The sequence below is a fragment of the Kitasatospora sp. NPDC056327 genome (assembly GCF_042261735.1).
Lineage (GTDB): Bacteria > Actinomycetota > Actinomycetes > Streptomycetales > Streptomycetaceae > Kitasatospora.
In genome coordinates, this window is sequence record NZ_JBHJRC010000181.1 from 1 (window position 1) to 16,900 (window position 16,900).

Consider the following 16,900-nt stretch of genomic DNA (forward strand, 5'->3'; position numbering starts at 1 on the left):
GCGGGGTTGGGGGCGGCGGCTATTGGTCGGGGCCTAGTGGGCCCGGGGTTGGGGGTCAGCGGGTGTGCTGGTGGGTGGGGTGGCGGGTGAGGGCGAGGGAGACGGCTTCGAGGGCGCTGGTGAAGGAGACCTCGCTCAGGACGCCCGGGGCGGCGACCTGGTCGCCGACGAGGTAGACGCCGTGGCCGCGGTCGACGGCGGGGCGGTCGCGCCAGGTGGTGCCCGGGCGGTCCACGGCGCCGGTGCGTGCGGTGGCGACGGCGGTGCGGCGCCAGAGCAGGCGGTCGGACCAGCCGGGGAAGCCCAGCTCCAGCAGGTGCTCGGCCCGGGCCAGGCCGGACTCCCTCGACTCGGCGGGGGCCAGCGGAAGCTGGGCCTGCACGAGTTGCTCGCCGGCCGGCGCCAGGCCCGGGTCCTGGGTGGTGAAGCGCTCCACCCAACCGGTGCGGTCGAGGTCGGAGACGAAGAAGGCGTCGCCGCGGCGCGGGCGCAGCGCCAGGTCGAGCAGCAGCGTCCGGCCGCTCTCCCCGGTCAGGCCGGGGTCGTCGAGCAGCCGGCGGGCCGACTCCAGGGACGTCGCGACGAGGATCGGGTTGTTGGTGGGCGGCAGCGCCTCCAGGCGTGAGCCGGTCTCGATCCGCACCCCGAGCTCGCGGGCCCGCGCGGCCATCCGGTCGATCACCGACTGCCAGCCGCCGACCGGGTACGCCGCCTCGGGCGGAAGGCTCGCCGCCCGGCGCAGCCGCTCCTGGGTGAACGCCGCCGACAGCAGCCCCGGGTCGTGGTGGAACGTCGCGACGGCCGCGAAGTTGGCTGCCGCCCGGGCCGTCCGCTCGTCCGCCACCTCGCTCGCCCAGCCGAGGAAGGTCCGGCCGACGGGGGCGTCGCGGCGGGCCGCCAGCCGGGTGAGCGCCAGCGGCGGCAGCGCGCGCAGCCGCTCGTCGTGGAGGTAGCGGGTGCGCAGCAGGGCGCCCAGCGGGATCCGGGCGAGCGGGCCGGTGAGTCCGCGCTGCCGCAGCCACGCCCAGTGCGGGCCGCGCCGGTAGAACGCGTGCGGTCCCTCGTTGGCCCGGTAGGGGCCCTCGCTGGTGCGGGCCCGGCCGCCGAGCCGCCGGTGGGCCTCGTGGAGCGTGACCTCGGCACCGGCCTCGGCCGCCGAGACGGCCGCCGTCAGACCGCCGAAGCCTCCACCGATGATGGTGAGCCGCTGAGCCATGTTCTCGTCCTCCCTGGTCGTCCCGGTCCGGCCGTTCCGGTGGGTGCCGGGGCGGCCGCTGTCGGGAGGGGGACGACGCAGCCCGCCCGGATGTGACAGCCCGTCGCGCGGGAAGCCGGCCGGGTCGACCTCCCGCGCGACGGGGGCGGTCGGACGGCGTGCGGGTGGGGTCGAACCCGCGTCGACCGGGACGTTCGGCGAGGTGTCGCCCGCAGGTCACCCGGCGTACACGAAGCACCATCGCCCGCTGCCTACCGTCCGGGCCATGACCATCTCCCGCACCCGTGTGACCGCGGCGGTGGCGCTCACCGGCGCCCTCGTCCTCGGCACCCCCGCGTTGGCCGTCGCCGCCCCGGCGGGCGGTGCCGCCGCCGGCGCCGTGGCTGCCCCGGCCGCGGCCCGGCACGCGATCCCCTTCACCGCCGCCACCGTCACCCAGCAGGCGGACGGCAGCTTCGCCCTGGCCTGGACCGCCCCGGGCGCCCGGCACGTCACCGTGTACGCCGGCACCGACCAGGACGACATCGCCCACCGCAAGCCCGTCGCCGGGGGCAGCGGCACCGCGACGGTCACCGTCACCGGCCTGCGCGCCGCCGACCGCTGGTTCTTCGAGCTCGTCCCGGACCGCGGCGCCCCGCTCGTCGTCGCCGACCGCTCGCTGCACCTCGCCTCGGCGCCGAACTTCCGTGACGCCGGCGGCTACCGCACCGCGGACGGCCACTGGGTGCGGATGGGCGTCGTCCACCGTTCCGGCGACCTGTCCAGGCTGACGGACCAGGACCTCGCGAAGCTCCGCCGCCTCGGCATCCGCACCGTCTTCGACCTGCGCACCCCGGCCGAGCAGAAGGCCGCCCCCGACCGCCTGCCGGCCGGCGCCACCGCCGTGGACGCCAACGTGCTCGGCGCCGCCGACACCGGCGCGTTCGACGTCAGGACCCCGCAGGCCGCCGTCCGGGCCATGACCGACGCCGAGCGCACCATGGTCTCCGCCGACAGCGCCCGCACCGCCTACCGCGCGGTGCTGAACTCGCTGGTCGAGCGCGACGACGAGAACGTCCTGTTCCACTGCACCGCGGGCAAGGACCGCACCGGCTGGGCGTCCGCCGCGCTGCTCACCGCGCTGGGCGTGCCGCGCGAGACCGTCGAGGCCGACTACCTGGCCAGCAACACCTACCGGGCCGCCGAGATCGCCGCCACCCTCGCCCAGCTGCCGCCGGCCCAGCAGGAGGTCTACAGGCCGCTGCTGGACGTCCGCTCCGAGTACCTGGCCGCGGGGTTCGACGAGGTGCGGAGGCAGTACGGCTCCTTCGGCGCCTACCTGAAGTCCGGCCTCGGCCTGGACCGGCGGGACCTTCGCGACCTGCGGAGCCAGCTGCTCGTCGGCTGACGCCCGGGCCTGCGGTGCCGGGGCGGCCGTCCTGCCCCGCCCCGCACGTTCCGGAAGGTCGCCAGGAACGTGCGGGGCGACGGCTCCTACCGGAACCAGCCGCTCCAGACGCCGTTGGCCTCCTTGTTCTTGTACCAGCTCTTGCCGTCCGTGCCGGTGGTGACCAGCTGCAGGGTGTAGCCGTACTCCGACGCGATGGACACCTGGCCCGTGACCGCGCCGCCGAGCGACTGCCAGGGCTTCCAGTCGCGGGGATCCGACGTGCCCCAGTCCCAGCGGTACATCTCACGGGTCCAGATCGCGTGGTCGGTGCCGACGACGAAGACCTGCGCCACCTTGTCCGGGAAGTAGACGATCTTGGGGTCGCCCCACCGGCCACCGCAGAGGTACGGTCCGCCGATGACGGGGTCGTTGTACACCTGCTCCCCGCCGTAGCAGGAGTACCACTTCGAGTTGGAGGCGTGAGCGGTGCCCGTCGCACCCACCATGCCGGCCGCCACGACTCCGGCCACCAGGGCCGCCGTGGCCGCGGACCTTCCGAACCGTCTCTTCATCGCCATCACTGCCTCCAGGCAACGGAGTTCCCGCGCCGCCGGGGGTCGGGGCGCGGGCGACCCGGCCGCGACGTGCGGGCTCCGGTCTGCCGTCAGCTTCGCCACCGACATGACGGCAGGTCAACATATCTCCTGGTGAGGGCACTTGGGGTACGGGTCGACTCTGCCCGGACGGGCATCGCCGAACCGGGGCCGCCGTGGCCGAACCGGGGCTGCCGGCCGCCGGAGTGCGGTGCGTCCGGCGGCCGGCGCGCGCACCCGGGCGGCCCTCCGCGCGCCGTCCGGGCGGCGGCGGGCGCGGGGGCGGCGCGCGTGACGCCCCGGGGTCCGGCCGGGGCTCTCCGCTGCCTCTTGAGGCAGGGCGGCGAACGGCTCGCCGGAGCGGCGCCGGCGAGCCCTCCGACGCGGCCCTCCGACGCGGCCGTCCGACGCGGCCGTCCGAGCTGGATCTCCGGGGCGGCCGTTGCGGAAAGCCGCCGGCGCCGCCGCTCCGGCGGGACACCGCGTTGCCGGAAGCGGGACGTCCTGGTTCGATCGACGGCATGGACCAGGAAGCCAACCCCGAGATCGCCGCCACCCTGCGCCAGATCGGCCCCCGGCTGCGCCGCCTGCGCGAGCGCAAGGACATGTCGCTGGCCGACCTCGGCCAGGCGACCGGCATCTCCAAGAGCACGCTGTCCCGGCTGGAGTCCGAGCAGCGCAAGCCGAGCCTGGAGCTCCTGCTGCCCATCGCCGCCGCCCTCGCCGTCCCGCTGGACGAGATCGTCGCCGCCCCGCGGGTCGAGGACCCCAGGGTCCACCAGCACGCCGGGCGGGTCGACGGGCGGACCTTCGTCCCGCTCTCCCGCCACCGGACCGAGCCCCGGGCGTTCAAGATCACCATCCCGGCGGCGCAGCAGGACCCTTCGCTCGCCACCCACACCGGTCACGAGTGGCTGTACGTGCTCTCCGGCCGGCTGCGGCTGCTGCTCGGCGAGCACGACGTCGTGCTCGCGCCGGGCGAGGCGGCCGAGTTCGACTGCCAGAACCCGCACTGGTTCGGGTCCACCGGCGCCGGCGACGTCGAGGTCCTCAGCCTCTTCGGCAAGCAGGGCGAACGCATCCACCTGCGCGCCCGCACCCGCACGAAGGAGGCCTGGACGGAGGTGTGAGGGGTGTCGGTGCCGGGTGTCGGCCTCCCGACGGTGTGACCGGGTGGGGGCCGGACGAAGCGGTGGCAACGCGTGGCGGTCGCGGTGCGGGCGGTGCTCGTGGCGGCCGGGGGTGCCGTCACGTTCCTGCTGGGCGACGGCGGGGAGGACCCGGCGGCCGGGTGGACGCCCACGAGTCCGCCGGTCCCGCCCGCGTCGCCGGGCCCCGCCCCGGTGGACGTGTCCGGCCTGCCTGCCGAGTGCCGACGGCCCGGCACCGTCCGCTCCTTCGCGACGGGCGGCCTCCGAGCGGGCCGGGCCGCGCCCCCGGGGTGTGCGCGTCGCGCGGCGCAGGCGAGAGCGCCGCCCGGCCGTAGGGGCCGTCGGCGTGGGCGCCGGGGCGGCGCGCATCCGGTGAGGGGCCGGCGCGGATCCGGTCAGGTACCGCGGGGCACCCGGGGGAGGCCGCGGTTCGGGGGCCCGGGTTCAGGAGGCGGCGTGCAGCACCGCCGGCGGTGTCGGCAGCCCGGCCCGGTGGGCGAGCGCCGCCGCCTCGCCGCGCGAGGCGACGCCCAGCTTGGCCAGGATGTTGGCCACGTGGAACTTCACCGTGGACTCGCTGATGTGCAGGGTGCCGGCGATCTCCCGGTTGCGGCGGCCCCGGGCGAGTTGGTCCAGCACCTCCAGTTCCCTCGGGTGCAGCCCCGGCGGCAGGTCCGCCGTCCCCGCCGCCCCGGCCTCCGGGGCGTGCAGCGGCAGGTCGACGGTCACCGTGGTGCCCCAGCCGGGGACGGCGTCGACCGTCAGCCGGCCCGCCAGGGCGGCGATCCGGTCGGCGGTGCGGTGGGCGGTCAGCGCGTCGGCGGTCAGCAGGCCGGGGCCGTCGTCCCGGACGACCGCGCGCAGCCCGTCGTCGACGAACTGCCAGCGCACGTGCAGCCGGCTCAGGCCGTCCTGCTCCAGCATGGCGAGCACGGCGGCCCGGACGGCGGCGCGGGCGGTGTGCGCGGTGTCGGCGGGCACCGAGCGGTCCGCCTCGGCGGGTGCCAGCAGGTCCAGCCGGACCGGGCTGTGCCGCAGCAACGGCCTTATCGTGTCGGCGAGTCGGGAGAACGCGGTGGCGGCCGGCTCCTCGCTCAGCTCGCGGTCGAGATCGGCGGCGCCGCGCAGGTCGAGCAGTGCGCCGACCGCGAGGTCGGTGGCGACCCGCCGGGCGGTGGCGTCGTCCAGCGCGGCGGAGCGCAGTGGCGCGAGGATCGCGGAGAGGGCCGAGGCGTGGGCGCCGCCGAGTTCGGCGATGGCGAGGGCCCGGGCGCTCGCCGAGGCGCGCGAGACGGCGGCGTGGGCGGGCGCGGCGTCGACGGCCCGGTGGTGGGAGTGGGTGGTCAGCAGTTCCCACATCCGCTGCAGTACCCGAAGGGTGCGGTCGGGCAGCGGTGCGGGGGGCCTGTCGGGGTCGGCTCCGTCCGCCGCCCGGACCAGGACGAGCAGTGCGCCGTTGCTGCCCGCCGGCGCGGCCGCCACGGCGACCGCGGGGCGCGGGCGCCCGCCGAGCACGGCCCGGCCCTGCCAGGGGAGGCCGGGCTCGACCTCGGCGCCGAGTCGGGCCAGTTCCGCGCCGGTGATCCGCGCGGACAGCTCCGCGGGGCCGAGGACGCTCGCCGGGGAGCAGGTGCAGATCCCGCTGAGCTGGGCCAGCGCGATGTGCGGCACGAGGCCGGAGAGTGCCTCGGAGACTCGGGCGAAGAGCTTCTGACGGGGTGTGCGCAGCACCTCGACGGTGAGGGCCAGGGCCCCTTCGGGGTCGTCCCAGGACCACCCGCCGGGCCCGTTCCCGCTGCTGTCCCCGTTCGTGCCCCCGCCCCCGTTCGTGCCCCCGCCCCCGCCTCGGTCCCCATCGCCGTCCCCGTCCCCGTCCCTGTCGCGACCGCCGCGCGGCTGCTGCTCCACCATGCCGACCAGCGTAGTTCGCGCCCGCCCGCGGGCACCCGGCCGAACGGACGGGTGGAACCGGCCGAACGGCGGGCCGGGAACATCGGCCGCCCGGGCCAGGCTGATACCCGACGGCTCCGCGGCGGAGGCCCCGGTGTCCGTCAAGTCCCCTGTGACAGAAGAACGGTGGAGAGAATCATGAGCAACGTCCGGAGCATCTCGGCCAAGGCCGTCGGCTTCTCCGAGTACGGCGGCGTGGAGGTGCTGCGCCCGGTCGAGGTCGAGGTGCCCGCGCCCGGCCCCGGCCAGGTGCGGATCGCGGTGCGCGCCGCCGGTGTCAATCCGCTCGACCACAAGGTCAGGTCCGGTGCGCTGGCCGGGCTGTTCCCGATCGCCTTCCCCGCCGTGTCCGGCCACGAGGTGGCGGGCGTGGTGGAGGCCGTCGGCGAGGGCGTCACGGAGTGGCGGGCCGGCGACGAGGTGTTCGGCGGGGTGGACGGCGGCGGGTACGCGGAGTACGTGCTGGCGTCGGCGGGCCGGCTGGTCCGCAGGCCGGCCGCGCTCGACTGGACGCGGGCCGCGGCGCTCCCGGTGGCGGCCGAGACCTCATGGCGTTCGCTGGAACTGCTGGGGGCCGGGGCCGGCCACACGTTGCTGGTGCACGCCGCGGCGGGCGGTGTGGGCACGGTCCTGCTGCAGTTCGCCCGGGCCCGTGGGATCCGGGTGATCGGCACCGCGAGCGAGGCCAACCACGGGTACCTGCGCGAGCTGGGCGCGGTGCCGGTGGCGTACGGCGAGGGGCTGGCCGAGCGGGTGCGCGCCGCGGCGCCCGAGGGGGTCGACCGCGTCCTCGACGGGGCGGGCGACGGCGTGCTTCCGCTCTCCGTCGAGCTGGCGGGCGGTGCGGAGAACGTGCTGACCATCGCCGACCTGGCCGGCGCGACCGAGCACGGGGTCCGGCTGAGCGGCGGGCCGGGGACGATCACGCGTGACCGGCCGGCCCTGGAGGAGGCGGTCGGACTGTTCGAGACGGGCGGCCTGCGGCTGCCGTTGCACCGGGTGCTCCCGCTGGCGCAGGCGGCCGAGGCACAGGCCGAGAGCGCGCGTGGGCATCTGCGCGGAAAGATCGTTCTTACCGTGGCTTGACCCGATTGGTCTGATTTTCACCTGTTTGGAATAATCCGACGCTCGGAATCCCCGTGATCACGGGGACCGCCCGGTCGGCCGGCCCGCACTCACCCGAACGCGTGCGGGCCGGCCGACCGGGTGCGACGGGCGGCGCCGGACCGTCCGCGCGGACGAGGTCTGGAGGACCGGATGGACAGACGAGCAGTGGTCGGCGAATTCCTCGGAACGCTGCTGTTGGTGCTGCTGGCGGTGGGTGCGGCGGTGCTCGCCGGGGACGCCATCGGGCCGGTGGGCATCGCGCTCGCGTTCGGCCTGGTGCTGCTCGCCCTCGCCTACGCCCTCGGGCCGATCTCCGGTTGCCACGTCAACCCGGCGGTGACGCTCGGCTTCCTGCTGGCCCGCCGGATCGACGGCCGCACGGCGGTGTCGTACTGGGTCGCCCAGGTGCTCGGCGGCATCGCGGGCGCGGCACTGGTGCTGCTGCTCGCCAAGCAGGTCCCGGGCCTGGAGACCCACGGCAGGCTCGGCACCAACGGGTGGGGAGACCGTTCCCAGGTCCACCTCACCGGCGCCGGCGCCTTCCTGACCGAGGTGCTGCTCACCTTCCTGCTGGTCTACGTGGTGCTCGCGGTCACCCACCGGCTCGCGGTCACCGGCTTCGACGGCCTGCCGATCGGCATGGCCCTGGTGGTCGTGCACCTGGTCGGCATCCCGCTGACCGGCACCTCGGTGAACCCGGCGCGCAGCCTCGGCCCGGCCCTGTTCGCCGGCGGTCCGGCGCTCTCCCAGCTGTGGCTGTTCCTCCTCGCACCGCTGCTCGGCGGCGCCCTGGCGGCCGGCGTGCACCTGCTGACCCACCCTCGGCCCAACCTCGCCGCCGCCGAAGCCCTCGCCACCGACGCCCGTACCCCGGCGTAGCAGCGGGGGTTTCACCGTCCGGCAGCGCGCCGTTACAGTGCGGTGCCATGACGGAGACGAAGGCATCGACGCCCGGCGCGCCCGGCGGCCGGCTGGCCGGCAAGTTCTGCGTGGTCACCGGCGCCGCCCACGGGATCGGCCGCGCCGTGGCCGAGCTCTTCGCCCGGGAGGGCGCGGCGGTCGTGGCCACGGACGTGGACGGAGACGGCCTGCGGCGGCTGGCCGAACGGCTGCCGCGGGCCGTCACCACGGTGACCGGCGACGTCGCCCGGGACGCGGACGCGCGCCGGATGATCGACGCAGCCGTCGACCGGCACGGCCGGTTGGACGTCCTGGTGGCCAACGCGGGGGTGCTCCCGCTGTCCGAGATCACCGAGGCCGACGCCGAGGAGTGGGACCGCGTGATGGCCGTGGACGGCCGGGGGATGTTCCTCACCTGCAAGTACGCGATCGAGGCGATGGCCCCGGCCGGTGGCGGTACGGGCGGGGCCGGTGGCGGGGGCGCGATCGTCTGCGTCTCGTCGATCTCGGGCGTCGCCGGCCAGCGCGGCCAGGCCGTCTACGGTCCCGCCAAGTTCGTCGCCTCCGGCCTCACCAAGCACCTCGCCGTCGAGTGGGCCGACCGCGGCATCCGGGTCAACGCCGTCGCCCCCGGCACCATCACCACCGAACGGGTCGCCCGCCTGCGCGACGAGCCCGGCGGCCCCGAGTACCTCGCCGCGATCGAGCAGCGCCACCCGATGCGACGGCTCGGCGCCCCGGCGGAGGTGGCCGCCGCCGTCCTCTTCCTGGCCTCCGACGAGGCCTCCTTCATCACCGGTGCCGTCCTCCCGGTGGACGGCGGCTACCTCGCGCAGTGAGACCGGCGCCCGCCGGGGCCCGGCGGGCGTTCCGGCCCGGGCTAATGGCCCGGGTTACCGGCCCGGGCCCGGGTCCGTCCTCGGCTCGGCGGGTTCCCCGTCCGGGCCGACGGGTCGCAGCTGCTGTTCGACGCCGTGGACACCCGGGGCGACGCCGCGCGCTGCCGGGCGCCGGACGAGTCGGGGGTCCGGGTCTTCGCCGAGGTGACCGGTGTGCAGAACTGGTCGGAGGCGGTCCGCACCGACTACGGGGCCTCACCGGCCTGCCGCGACGTGCTCCGGGCCACCTCCTCCTCGCTCGACCACGAGGCCGTCCGGTGCCCGGCAGTGGCGGAGTTCCGGGCCGCGGTGGCGCACGCCTTCCCGGACCGGGAGCCGCTGTTGTCGGCCTGGGAGCCGGAGGGCCGGGCGGGCGCCCAGCGGCTCGCCGACGCGATGGGACCGTGCGGTGCGGACCTCATCAGGGCCTGCGTCGAACGGTTCATGAACCGCCCCGAGCCGTACGACGCGCAGGTCTGCTCCTGCCCGCCTCCTTCGTCCCGCGGCCGCAGCCGTCCGGGCCCGTCCGGACGCGGCCCGCCGGCAGGACGCGGCCGAGGGCGGACGGGGCGGCTGGGCCACCCGGGTGGAGTCCATGACCACCACCTGCTTCGACGTCCCGCGGCCGCCGTACGAGCCGTGACCCGGGCGGGCCACGGCTGACCCGGGCAGGTCGGCTGACCCGGGCGGGCCAGCGAGCCGGGCCGCCGCCTCGCGCCCCTTCAGTCGAGGCGTTCCACCACGACCATCGCCGCGTCGTCGTCCAGCCGCCCGCCCGCGAACGAGAGCAGGTCGCGCCGCAGGTGGTGGAGCAGCGAGGCCGGGCGCTCCTCGCGGTGGTCGGCGAGCCGGGCGGACAGCCGCTCGGTCAGCGGGTAGAACCGCCGCCCGGCGTCGCGCGCCTCGATCACGCCGTCGGTGTGGATCAGCAGCCGGTCGCCGGGCAGGAACGGGAACTCCTCCACCCGGTACGGCTCCGGGGCCAGCTCGCCGAGGCCGAGCGGCGGCGCGGCGCGGGCCGGTTCCAGCGCGGTGACCCGGTCGCGGTGCAGGAGCAGCGGCGGCGGGTGGCCGCAGTCGACCAGCCGGACCACCGCCTCGTCGTCCGGGACGTCCAGGACGACGGCGGTGATGAAGGACTCGCCGCTGTCGTCCGGCGGTGCGTCCGCGTCCGGCCGGGCGCCGGGCGGCGGGGGCGGGCCGCACCGCTGCTCGGCGGGCTGGGCGAGGTCCCGGGCGATGCTGCCGTCGAGGTGGGCGACCAGGCCGGGCAGGTCGGCGTACAGGTGCGCGGCGGCGCGGAAGGCGCCCAGCAGCAGTGCGGCCTCGCCGAGCGAGGGGAGGCCCTTGCCGCGGACGTCGCCGACCAGCAGCCGGGTGCCGCCGGTGGTGCGGGCGGCCGCGTAGAGGTCGCCGCCGACCTGTGCCTCGGCCTCGGCGGCCAGGTAGACGGAGGCGAGGTGCAGGGGGCCGATCCGGTCGGGCAACGGGCGCAGCAGGACGCGCTGGGCGGCCTCGGAGACGGAGCGGACCCGGGCCAGCTCGCGTTCGTGCCGGTCGCGCAGCGCGCGCAGGCCGACGATGAGGGCCGAGACGGCGAGCAGGGCGCCGAGCTGGGTCTGGTGGTTGGGCGTGGTGATGCCGTCGCGCAGGGCGCCGATGACGGTCAGCGCGGCGATCGCGAGCAGGGCGACGACGGTGGTCGCGCGGGCACCGGCGAGGGAGGCGGTGAGGGCGGGGGCGACGATCAGCAGCGGACCCAGGTGGATGTCCGGCGGCGCGAGCACGTCGACCACGGTGATCAGCACGATCAGCGCGAGCGGGACCGCGGTCAGGGCCCGGCGGTCGGGCCGCCAGGAGCGGCGGCCGTCGGGCCGGGGGGTACGGGGAGGCTGCCGGGGTGGCACCTCTCCTCTGTACACCGTTCGAGTGGTCCGCCGCACCCCGGGAGCCGGCCGGCCCGGAACCGCACCGGGCGCGGCCGGCGTTCGGCGGTTCGTCGGCGCTCGGCCTTCGGCCGGCGTTCGGGCCCGGGCGAGGCCCGGGAGGCCCGTCAGCCCTCCGAGCCGTAGCGGGCCAGGTAGTCGGCGAAGCGGGCGACGTCCTCGTCCGCCCAGCCGGTGAAGCGGGCGGCGAAGGAGAGCCGCCGCTGCTCGTTGGCCTCCCGCAGCAGGGTGAGCCCGGCCTCGGTGGCGAGCAGGATCTGGCCGCGCTGGTCCTCCGGGTCGGTCTCGCGGCGCAGCAGCCCGAGCTTCTCCAGGGCGGTGACCTGGCGGCTCACCGTGGACTTGTCGAGCATGAAGTGCGCGGCGACGTCGGCGGCCCGGCAGCCGCCGCGCTCGGTGATGAGGTCCAGGATGCTGTACGTGACCAGGGAGAGGTCCGGGTGCAGCTGGGAGGCCTTGTGGCGGGCGCGGCGGGCGAAGGCGGTCAGCTCGCGCTGGATGGTGGCGATCGACGTCTCGCGGTCGGGCACGGCGGCCTACCTCCTCGGGTCCCCGGAATTTCGTTGCACTATACAACGAATTCGGTTGCGGTCGCGGACCCGGACGGACCGGACCGCCGGGCCTGCCAGGCGCGCGCGGCGGCGATCCGGCGGGTGGCGCTCGGGTGAGTGGCGAACAGTAGCTCAAGCACCCGGGGCGGGTCGACGTCGGACACGTTGGTCAGAGCCAGTCTGCGCTGCATCGCGATGAACTGCTCGGCATCTCCGGTGAGTTCGAGCGCGTGCCGGTCGGCCCGGACCTCCACCCGGCGGCTCACCGCGCACTGCACCGGGCCCGAAAGGGCACCCAGCAGCGCCGCGCACGCCGCCAGCAGCGCCATCGACCGGGGATCGGCCGCGTCCGCCGCGCCCGCCGCCGACAGCAGTGCCTCCCGGTCCGCCGCCAGGCCCAGCAGCGCCACCACGACGGCCGCACCCGCCGCGGTCAGCACCGTGCCGGTCAGCACGTCCCGGTGCTTGACGTGCCCCAGCTCGTGCGCCACCACCAGCTCCACCTCGCGCGGCTCGGCCGTCGACAGCAGGGTGTCGTACGCGACGATCCGCCGCGTCGCGCCCAGACCGGACACGTACGCGTTGAGCGCCGTCGTGCGGCGCGAGGCGTCCGCCACCAGGACGTCCCGCACCCGGACGCCGTCCCGGTCGGCCAGACCCAGCAGCGCCTCGCGCAGCGGGCCCGGCGCCATCGGTGTGAAGCGGTTGAACACGGGCTCCACCAGCAGCGGGTGGAGGAAGGAGAGCGCGGCGGTCAGCAGCGCGGCCGCCCCCGCCGCCGGCACCCACCAGTACCGCGGCGAGCGGTCGGTCAGCGCGTACAGGCCGAGGGCCGCCGGCAGGGCGAGGACCAGGGTGAGCGCGAGCCCGCGCAGCACGTCCACCGTCCAGCCGGCCCAGCCCTGCGTCACCAGGCCGAACCGGGCCCGCACCGACCGGGCACCCGCCCCGAACGGCACCTGCGCCAACTGTCCCAGCAGCACCAGGGCCGCGGCCCCGGCGAGCACCTCCGCCGTCCGCGAACCGCCGAACAGGCCGCCGGCCGCCGACACCAGCCCGGCACCGGCGGGCGTCAGGCCGAGCACCAGGGCCAGGGCCAGGCCGGTCACCCGGCCGCCGAGCGCCCACGGTAGCCGGGCACGGCGCAGGGCACGGCCGCGGGCGCGCTGGGCGGGCGTGAAGTCGGGGGCGGTGATGGGTGCGGGTGCGGGGGCGGGGTGGTCGTTCGGGGGCGGGGCGGCTGGGTCCGTCATCTGCTGTCCGTCGTCTGTCGGCCGGCCACGGGCGGCCCGTCGTCCGGGGCCGGCCGCGGTGCGGAGGCGGGCTGTCGTGGGGGCGGGCGTCGTCCGTCGGCAGCCAGCATGTCACTCCCCGGCGGGCCCGGTGGCGCGGTGGGTGCCCGCGCGGAGCAGCCGGTGGCCCAGTTCGACCAGGGCCCGGCCGACCGCGAACTCGTCGCCCACCGCCGGGGCCGGGGCGTCCCGCGGACTCCGGCGGGCGAGCGTGTCGCTGTGCAGCACGTTCCCGTCGGCGTCCAGCACCGCGTGCACCCGGGTGGTGTCGCGGTCCTCCACCACGTGCAGGGTCAGCTGCCAGTCCTTGGCGCGGACGGCGTGCTCCCCGCGGTCCTCGGCGGCGGCACCGCCGGCGGGAGGGGCGGGCGGCGCCGCCGAACCGTCGGCGCGGACGATCACCACCGGGCAGGACCCGTGCACGGCGCAGCGCGCGCTCACCGAGCCCAGCAGGGCCCGGGCGAAGGTCCCCCGGCCCCGGTGGCCGAGCACCAGCAGGTCGGCGCCCTCGGCGGCCTCCAGCAGCACCTCGGCGGCGTGGCCGGGCAGCAGGCTCTCCTCGATTGGCACCGGGCGTTCGCGGCCGACCACCTCGTCCACCTCGACCGTCAGGGTGCGGCGCGCGGCCCGCTCGAAGCCGTCGTCGGCGATCGGCGCGTACCAGCCGTACAGCGACGGATACTCCCACGCGGCCACCGCGTGCACCGTGGCCCCGGTCAGCAGCGCCTGGCCGACCGCCCAGCGCAGCGCGGCCTTCGAGGGCGCCGAGCCGTCGATCCCGACCACGATCCGCCGCCCGCCGACGGGCCCGTCGGCCGGAACGGCCGTCCCGGTGATCCCGGTCATGACCCACCACCTGCCGGTCGTGTCCTCACGGAGCCTCCACGTTTCCACGCTGCCCGCGGCCAGGCCGCCGTGCCAGGGCCGGTGGGGCCTGGTGGGGTGGGGGTTGGGGACGGTTCGGCCTGTGGGTGGGGTGGGTGGGGCCGGAGTGGTGGGTTGCGGGTGTCGGCGGGGGTGGCCGGTGGGGCCTGTTGGGTGGTGGATTCGCGACGGTTCGGCCGGTGCGCGGGGTGGTGGCTCCGGGTGTGGGCGGGTGGTTGATGACCTGGCCGGTGGGGCCTGGTGGGGTGGGGGTCGCTGTGGCGGGGACGGTTCGGCCTGTGGGTGGGGTGGGGTTGGCCTGGGTGGTGGGTTGCGGGTGTCGGCGGGGGTGGCCGGTGGGGCCTGTTGGGTGGTGGATTCGGGACGGTTCGGCCGGTGATCGGTCAGGCGGCGCGTTCTGCTCCGTGCGCGGGTGAGGATCCCGGACCGTGGCCGGCGGGGCGGCCCGGTCCACGGGTCGTGGGGTGGGGCTCCGCGGGGCGTCGGGAGGTCGGTGGGCCGGGCGGAACGGGGCGGTCCGGTGGTGGAGTCGGGGTGCCCGTGGCCTGGTGCGGGCGGTGTGTCCGGGGCTGTGTGCGCAGGTGGCCGGGGCGGGTGCGGCGGGGGTGGTCGAACGGTGGGCGACGGGCCGGTGCCGCTTGTGCCCGAGGCGCGAAGGGAGCGCGGGGGAGTGGCGTAGGCTGACCGCTGCTGATCGACCTTGGGGGAACACACATGCGCCGTGCCGCGGCCGCCGTCGCCCTGTTGCTCGGGTTCATACCCGTGGCCGCCTGCGGACCGGACGACCCCGATCCGGCCACCGTGAAGGCCGCGAAGGCGGCCAAGGCCGCCGCCGAGGCGGCCGCGGCGGCGAAGGCCTCGCCGGGTGCGTCCGACGGTTCCGGCGACCAGACGTCCGGGGCGCCCCGCCCCGACGGAAGCATCACGGTGGCGTTCGCCGGCGACGTCCACTTCGAGGGCCGCACCGAGGCCCGGCTCTCCGTGCAGCCGCCCGAGACGGCGCTCGGCCCGTCCTCCCGGACGCTCGCCGCCGCGGACCTGGCCGTGCTCAACCTGGAGACCGCGATCACCGAACGCGGCACCGCCGAGCAGAAGACGTACACCTTCCGCACCTCGCCGAAGGCGCTCACGGCGCTCAAGGACTCCGGCGTCGACGTCGTCTCGCTCGCCAACAACCACGCCGTCGACTTCGGCGCGGACGGCCTCGCCGACACGCTCGCCGCGAAGGCCTCCTCACCGGTCCCGGTGGTCGGGTTCGGCCGCAACGCCAAGGAGGCGTACGCCCCGTACGTCACCACCGTGCGAGGGGTGAAGGTCGCGGTGGTGGCCGCCAGCCAGGTCGAGGACCTCACCAACCAGAAGTGGCGGGCCGGTGCGAACAAGCCCGGTATCGCCTCGGCGCTGGACACCGCCGCGCTGGTCAAGGCGGTCGGTGACGCGAAGCGGCAGGCGCCGGTCGTGCTGGTCTACCTGCACTGGGGCGACGAGGGGAAGGCGTGCCCGACCGGTGCCCAGACCACCATCGCCAAGAAGCTCGCGTCCGCGGGCGCGACCGCCGTGGTCGGCACCCACGCGCACACCATGGTCGGCTCCGGCATGATCGGCGACACCTACATCGGCTACGGCTTCGGCAACTTCCTCTGGTACGGCACCTCCAACTACGCGAACTCGAACGAGACCGGGGTCACCACGCTGACGCTGAGCCCGGCCGGGAAGGTGCTGGGGGAGGAGTTCGCCCCGGCGACCATCGACGACCGGGGCGTGCCGATGCCGCAGTCGGGCGCGGAAGCGGCCGCCGCGCTCAAGCGCCGCGACGGGCTGCGCGGGTGCACCGGTCTGGCGCCGGTCCCCGGGGCCGCGTCCGGCACCGCCGTCGGCGCGGCGCCTTCCGGGACCTCCTCCCCGACGCCGTCCGGCAAGGCCGCGACGCCGTCCGGCAGGGCGACCGACGGCCGGACCCCCGACGGCAAGCCGTCCGACGGCAAGCCGTCCGACGACAGGACGGCCGAGGGCAGGGCGCCCGTCGCGCCCGCCTCCGGCGCCAAGCGGTCCGCCACCCCGAACACCGCGGCCCCGAACAACGCCGCCCCTTCCGCCTCCACCCGCTGAGCCACCGCCCGCCGGGCGGACGGGGACAGCGGGCCGCCGCACGGCGGCGGGCGTGAGAGGGTCGGACGGAGACGATCGGCGCACGGAGGGCACGGGCAGTGACGGAGTGGGAGGTGCACGGACGGCGCCAGGTGTACGGGTCGCCGTGGGTGGAGCTCTGGCTGGACGACGTGGACATCCCCGGTGTCGGCCGGGTCGACCACCACGTGCTGCGGATGCCGAAGGAGTGCGCCAACTCCGTGGTGACGGACCGGGCGGGGCGCTTCCTGCTGCTCCACCGGCACCGCTTCATCACCGGCCGGTGGGGCTGGGAGCTGCCGGCCGGGTGGGTGGAGCCGGGGGAGGAGCCCGCGGCGGCCGCGGCCCGCGAGGTGGAGGAGGAGACCGGCTGGCGGCCCGGCGCGGTGGTGCCGCTGACCGAGTTCGACGCGATGGCGGGGATCTCCACGATGCACTTCCACTCCTTCCACGTCACCGGCGCGACGCGGATCGGTGAGCCGGTGGACCGCTCGGAGGCGAGCCGGGTGGAGTGGCTGACCGAGGACGAGGTGGTGGGCCTGCTGGCGGCGGGCGAGGTGGCGGAGGGCGCGTCGCTGGCGGCCCTGTCGTACTTCCTCGGGCCGTACCGGCTGGCCTCGCGGAGCGCCCGGTGACGGGGCGGGCCGGGGGCGCGCGGCGATCGAGGCGGAGCCGAAGGCGGTGGTCCGGGAGCCGGGCGCGGTGCTGCGGCGGCTGGAGGGCGGGTACGGGCCGGGCCGCGCCGAGGTCTGCCGGGACACCTACTGCGACACCCCGGACGGCCGGCCCGGCTCCGGCGACCGGGAGTCGCGCATCCGCGAGGCGACCGGCGCGGACGGTTCCCGGACGGTGCTGCTGACGTACAAGGGCGCCCGGGTGGACGGTGAGTCCGGGTCGAAGCCCGAGCACGGGACACGGGCGGCCGAGGCCAGGGC

16 protein-coding genes are annotated in these 16,900 nt (G+C 76.5%); 9 read left to right on the top strand and 7 right to left on the bottom strand.

Features of this window, described 5'->3' with window-relative positions:
- Positions 1-55 precede the first annotated feature (55 nt).
- A complete protein-coding gene (locus tag ACFCX4_RS23905; RefSeq protein WP_376145748.1) occupies positions 56-1,216 on the bottom strand; it encodes an FAD-dependent oxidoreductase in 1,161 nt (386 codons plus the stop codon).
- A 265-nt stretch (positions 1,217-1,481) separates the two neighbouring features.
- Here ACFCX4_RS23905 and ACFCX4_RS23910 point away from each other — a divergent pair, with 265 nt between their 5' ends.
- On the top strand, positions 1,482-2,603 hold the full coding sequence (locus ACFCX4_RS23910) for a tyrosine-protein phosphatase (RefSeq protein WP_376145751.1): 1,122 nt from the start codon (positions 1,482-1,484) through the stop codon (positions 2,601-2,603).
- A gap of 86 nt (positions 2,604-2,689) precedes the next feature.
- Here ACFCX4_RS23910 and ACFCX4_RS23915 read toward each other — a convergent pair whose 3' ends face one another.
- The gene (locus ACFCX4_RS23915) at positions 2,690-3,163 is read right to left on the bottom strand and encodes a hypothetical protein (protein WP_376145754.1); all 474 of its coding nucleotides are present in this window, start codon (positions 3,161-3,163) and stop codon (positions 2,690-2,692) included.
- Between the two features lie 536 nt (positions 3,164-3,699).
- On the opposite strand from ACFCX4_RS23915, the gene ACFCX4_RS23920 reads away from it, so the two are divergent.
- Positions 3,700-4,308 (top strand): helix-turn-helix domain-containing protein, encoded by a 609-nt coding sequence (locus tag ACFCX4_RS23920; protein ID WP_376145757.1) that lies wholly within the window; start codon positions 3,700-3,702, stop codon positions 4,306-4,308.
- Positions 4,309-4,773: 465 nt separating this feature from the next.
- Here the strand turns inward: ACFCX4_RS23920 and ACFCX4_RS23925 are convergent, their stop codons facing one another.
- Entirely contained in the window at positions 4,774-6,240 is a 1,467-nt protein-coding gene (locus tag ACFCX4_RS23925) for a LuxR C-terminal-related transcriptional regulator (protein WP_376145759.1), read from the bottom strand.
- 177 nt (positions 6,241-6,417) lie between these two features.
- Here ACFCX4_RS23925 and ACFCX4_RS23930 point away from each other — a divergent pair, with 177 nt between their 5' ends.
- The 4 genes from ACFCX4_RS23930 to ACFCX4_RS23945 all read left to right on the top strand — a co-directional run bounded on the left by ACFCX4_RS23930 (position 6,418) and on the right by ACFCX4_RS23945 (position 9,827).
- Positions 6,418-7,365, top strand: a complete 948-nt coding sequence (locus ACFCX4_RS23930; protein WP_376145762.1) for an NADP-dependent oxidoreductase — start codon at positions 6,418-6,420, stop codon at positions 7,363-7,365.
- A 171-nt stretch (positions 7,366-7,536) separates the two neighbouring features.
- On the top strand, positions 7,537-8,265 hold the full coding sequence (locus tag ACFCX4_RS23935) for an MIP family channel protein (protein WP_376145765.1): 729 nt from the start codon (positions 7,537-7,539) through the stop codon (positions 8,263-8,265).
- Between the two features lie 47 nt (positions 8,266-8,312).
- Complete coding sequence (locus tag ACFCX4_RS23940; protein ID WP_376145768.1) at positions 8,313-9,125, top strand: SDR family NAD(P)-dependent oxidoreductase; 813 nt, start codon at positions 8,313-8,315, stop codon at positions 9,123-9,125.
- Positions 9,126-9,260: 135 nt separating this feature from the next.
- A complete protein-coding gene (locus ACFCX4_RS23945) occupies positions 9,261-9,827 on the top strand; it encodes a hypothetical protein (RefSeq protein ID WP_376145771.1) in 567 nt (188 codons plus the stop codon).
- Between the two features lie 59 nt (positions 9,828-9,886).
- On the opposite strand, the gene ACFCX4_RS23950 is transcribed toward ACFCX4_RS23945, so the two are convergent.
- The 4 genes from ACFCX4_RS23950 to ACFCX4_RS23965 all read right to left on the bottom strand — a co-directional run bounded on the left by ACFCX4_RS23950 (position 9,887) and on the right by ACFCX4_RS23965 (position 13,799).
- Positions 9,887-11,071, bottom strand: coding sequence for a PP2C family protein-serine/threonine phosphatase (locus ACFCX4_RS23950; RefSeq protein ID WP_376145774.1), 1,185 nt, complete (start codon positions 11,069-11,071; stop codon positions 9,887-9,889).
- Between the two features lie 146 nt (positions 11,072-11,217).
- Complete coding sequence (locus ACFCX4_RS23955) at positions 11,218-11,640, bottom strand: MarR family winged helix-turn-helix transcriptional regulator (protein ID WP_376145777.1); 423 nt, start codon at positions 11,638-11,640, stop codon at positions 11,218-11,220.
- A gap of 38 nt (positions 11,641-11,678) precedes the next feature.
- Positions 11,679-12,914 (bottom strand): M48 family metalloprotease, encoded by a 1,236-nt coding sequence (locus tag ACFCX4_RS23960; RefSeq protein WP_376145780.1) that lies wholly within the window; start codon positions 12,912-12,914, stop codon positions 11,679-11,681.
- Positions 12,915-13,025: 111 nt separating this feature from the next.
- Positions 13,026-13,799 (bottom strand): universal stress protein, encoded by a 774-nt coding sequence (locus tag ACFCX4_RS23965; protein ID WP_376145783.1) that lies wholly within the window; start codon positions 13,797-13,799, stop codon positions 13,026-13,028.
- Positions 13,800-14,552: 753 nt separating this feature from the next.
- Between ACFCX4_RS23965 and ACFCX4_RS23970 the strand changes: the two genes are divergently transcribed.
- From ACFCX4_RS23970 to ACFCX4_RS23980, 3 genes are all read left to right on the top strand, one after another.
- Positions 14,553-15,947 carry a CapA family protein gene (locus ACFCX4_RS23970; protein WP_376145786.1) on the top strand — a complete coding sequence of 465 codons (1,395 nt, stop codon included), beginning with the start codon at positions 14,553-14,555 and terminating at the stop codon, positions 15,945-15,947.
- A 98-nt stretch (positions 15,948-16,045) separates the two neighbouring features.
- Complete coding sequence (locus ACFCX4_RS23975) at positions 16,046-16,600, top strand: NUDIX domain-containing protein (RefSeq protein ID WP_376145789.1); 555 nt, start codon at positions 16,046-16,048, stop codon at positions 16,598-16,600.
- Between the two features lie 46 nt (positions 16,601-16,646).
- A partial coding sequence (locus ACFCX4_RS23980) for a CYTH domain-containing protein (RefSeq protein WP_376145792.1) occupies positions 16,647-16,900 on the top strand: 254 nt, incomplete at its 3' end.

Bases quoted from the DNA above. Each gene is read 5' to 3' on its own strand.
- ACFCX4_RS23940 (WP_376145768.1), top strand. From the start codon at position 8,313: ATGACGGAGACGAAGGCATCGACGCCCGGCGCGCCCGGCGGCCGGCTG.
- ACFCX4_RS23935 (WP_376145765.1), top strand. From the start codon at position 7,537: ATGGACAGACGAGCAGTGGTCGGCGAATTCCTCGGAACGCTGCTGTTG.
- ACFCX4_RS23930 (WP_376145762.1), top strand. From the start codon at position 6,418: ATGAGCAACGTCCGGAGCATCTCGGCCAAGGCCGTCGGCTTCTCCGAG.
- ACFCX4_RS23910 (WP_376145751.1), top strand. From the start codon at position 1,482: ATGACCATCTCCCGCACCCGTGTGACCGCGGCGGTGGCGCTCACCGGC.
- ACFCX4_RS23965 (WP_376145783.1), bottom strand. From the start codon at position 13,799: ATGACCGGGATCACCGGGACGGCCGTTCCGGCCGACGGGCCCGTCGGC.
- ACFCX4_RS23920 (WP_376145757.1), top strand. From the start codon at position 3,700: ATGGACCAGGAAGCCAACCCCGAGATCGCCGCCACCCTGCGCCAGATC.
- ACFCX4_RS23960 (WP_376145780.1), bottom strand. From the start codon at position 12,914: ATGACGGACCCAGCCGCCCCGCCCCCGAACGACCACCCCGCCCCCGCA.
- ACFCX4_RS23925 (WP_376145759.1), bottom strand. From the start codon at position 6,240: ATGGTGGAGCAGCAGCCGCGCGGCGGTCGCGACAGGGACGGGGACGGG.
- ACFCX4_RS23970 (WP_376145786.1), top strand. From the start codon at position 14,553: ATGCGCCGTGCCGCGGCCGCCGTCGCCCTGTTGCTCGGGTTCATACCC.
- ACFCX4_RS23905 (WP_376145748.1), bottom strand. From the start codon at position 1,216: ATGGCTCAGCGGCTCACCATCATCGGTGGAGGCTTCGGCGGTCTGACG.
- ACFCX4_RS23915 (WP_376145754.1), bottom strand. From the start codon at position 3,163: ATGGCGATGAAGAGACGGTTCGGAAGGTCCGCGGCCACGGCGGCCCTG.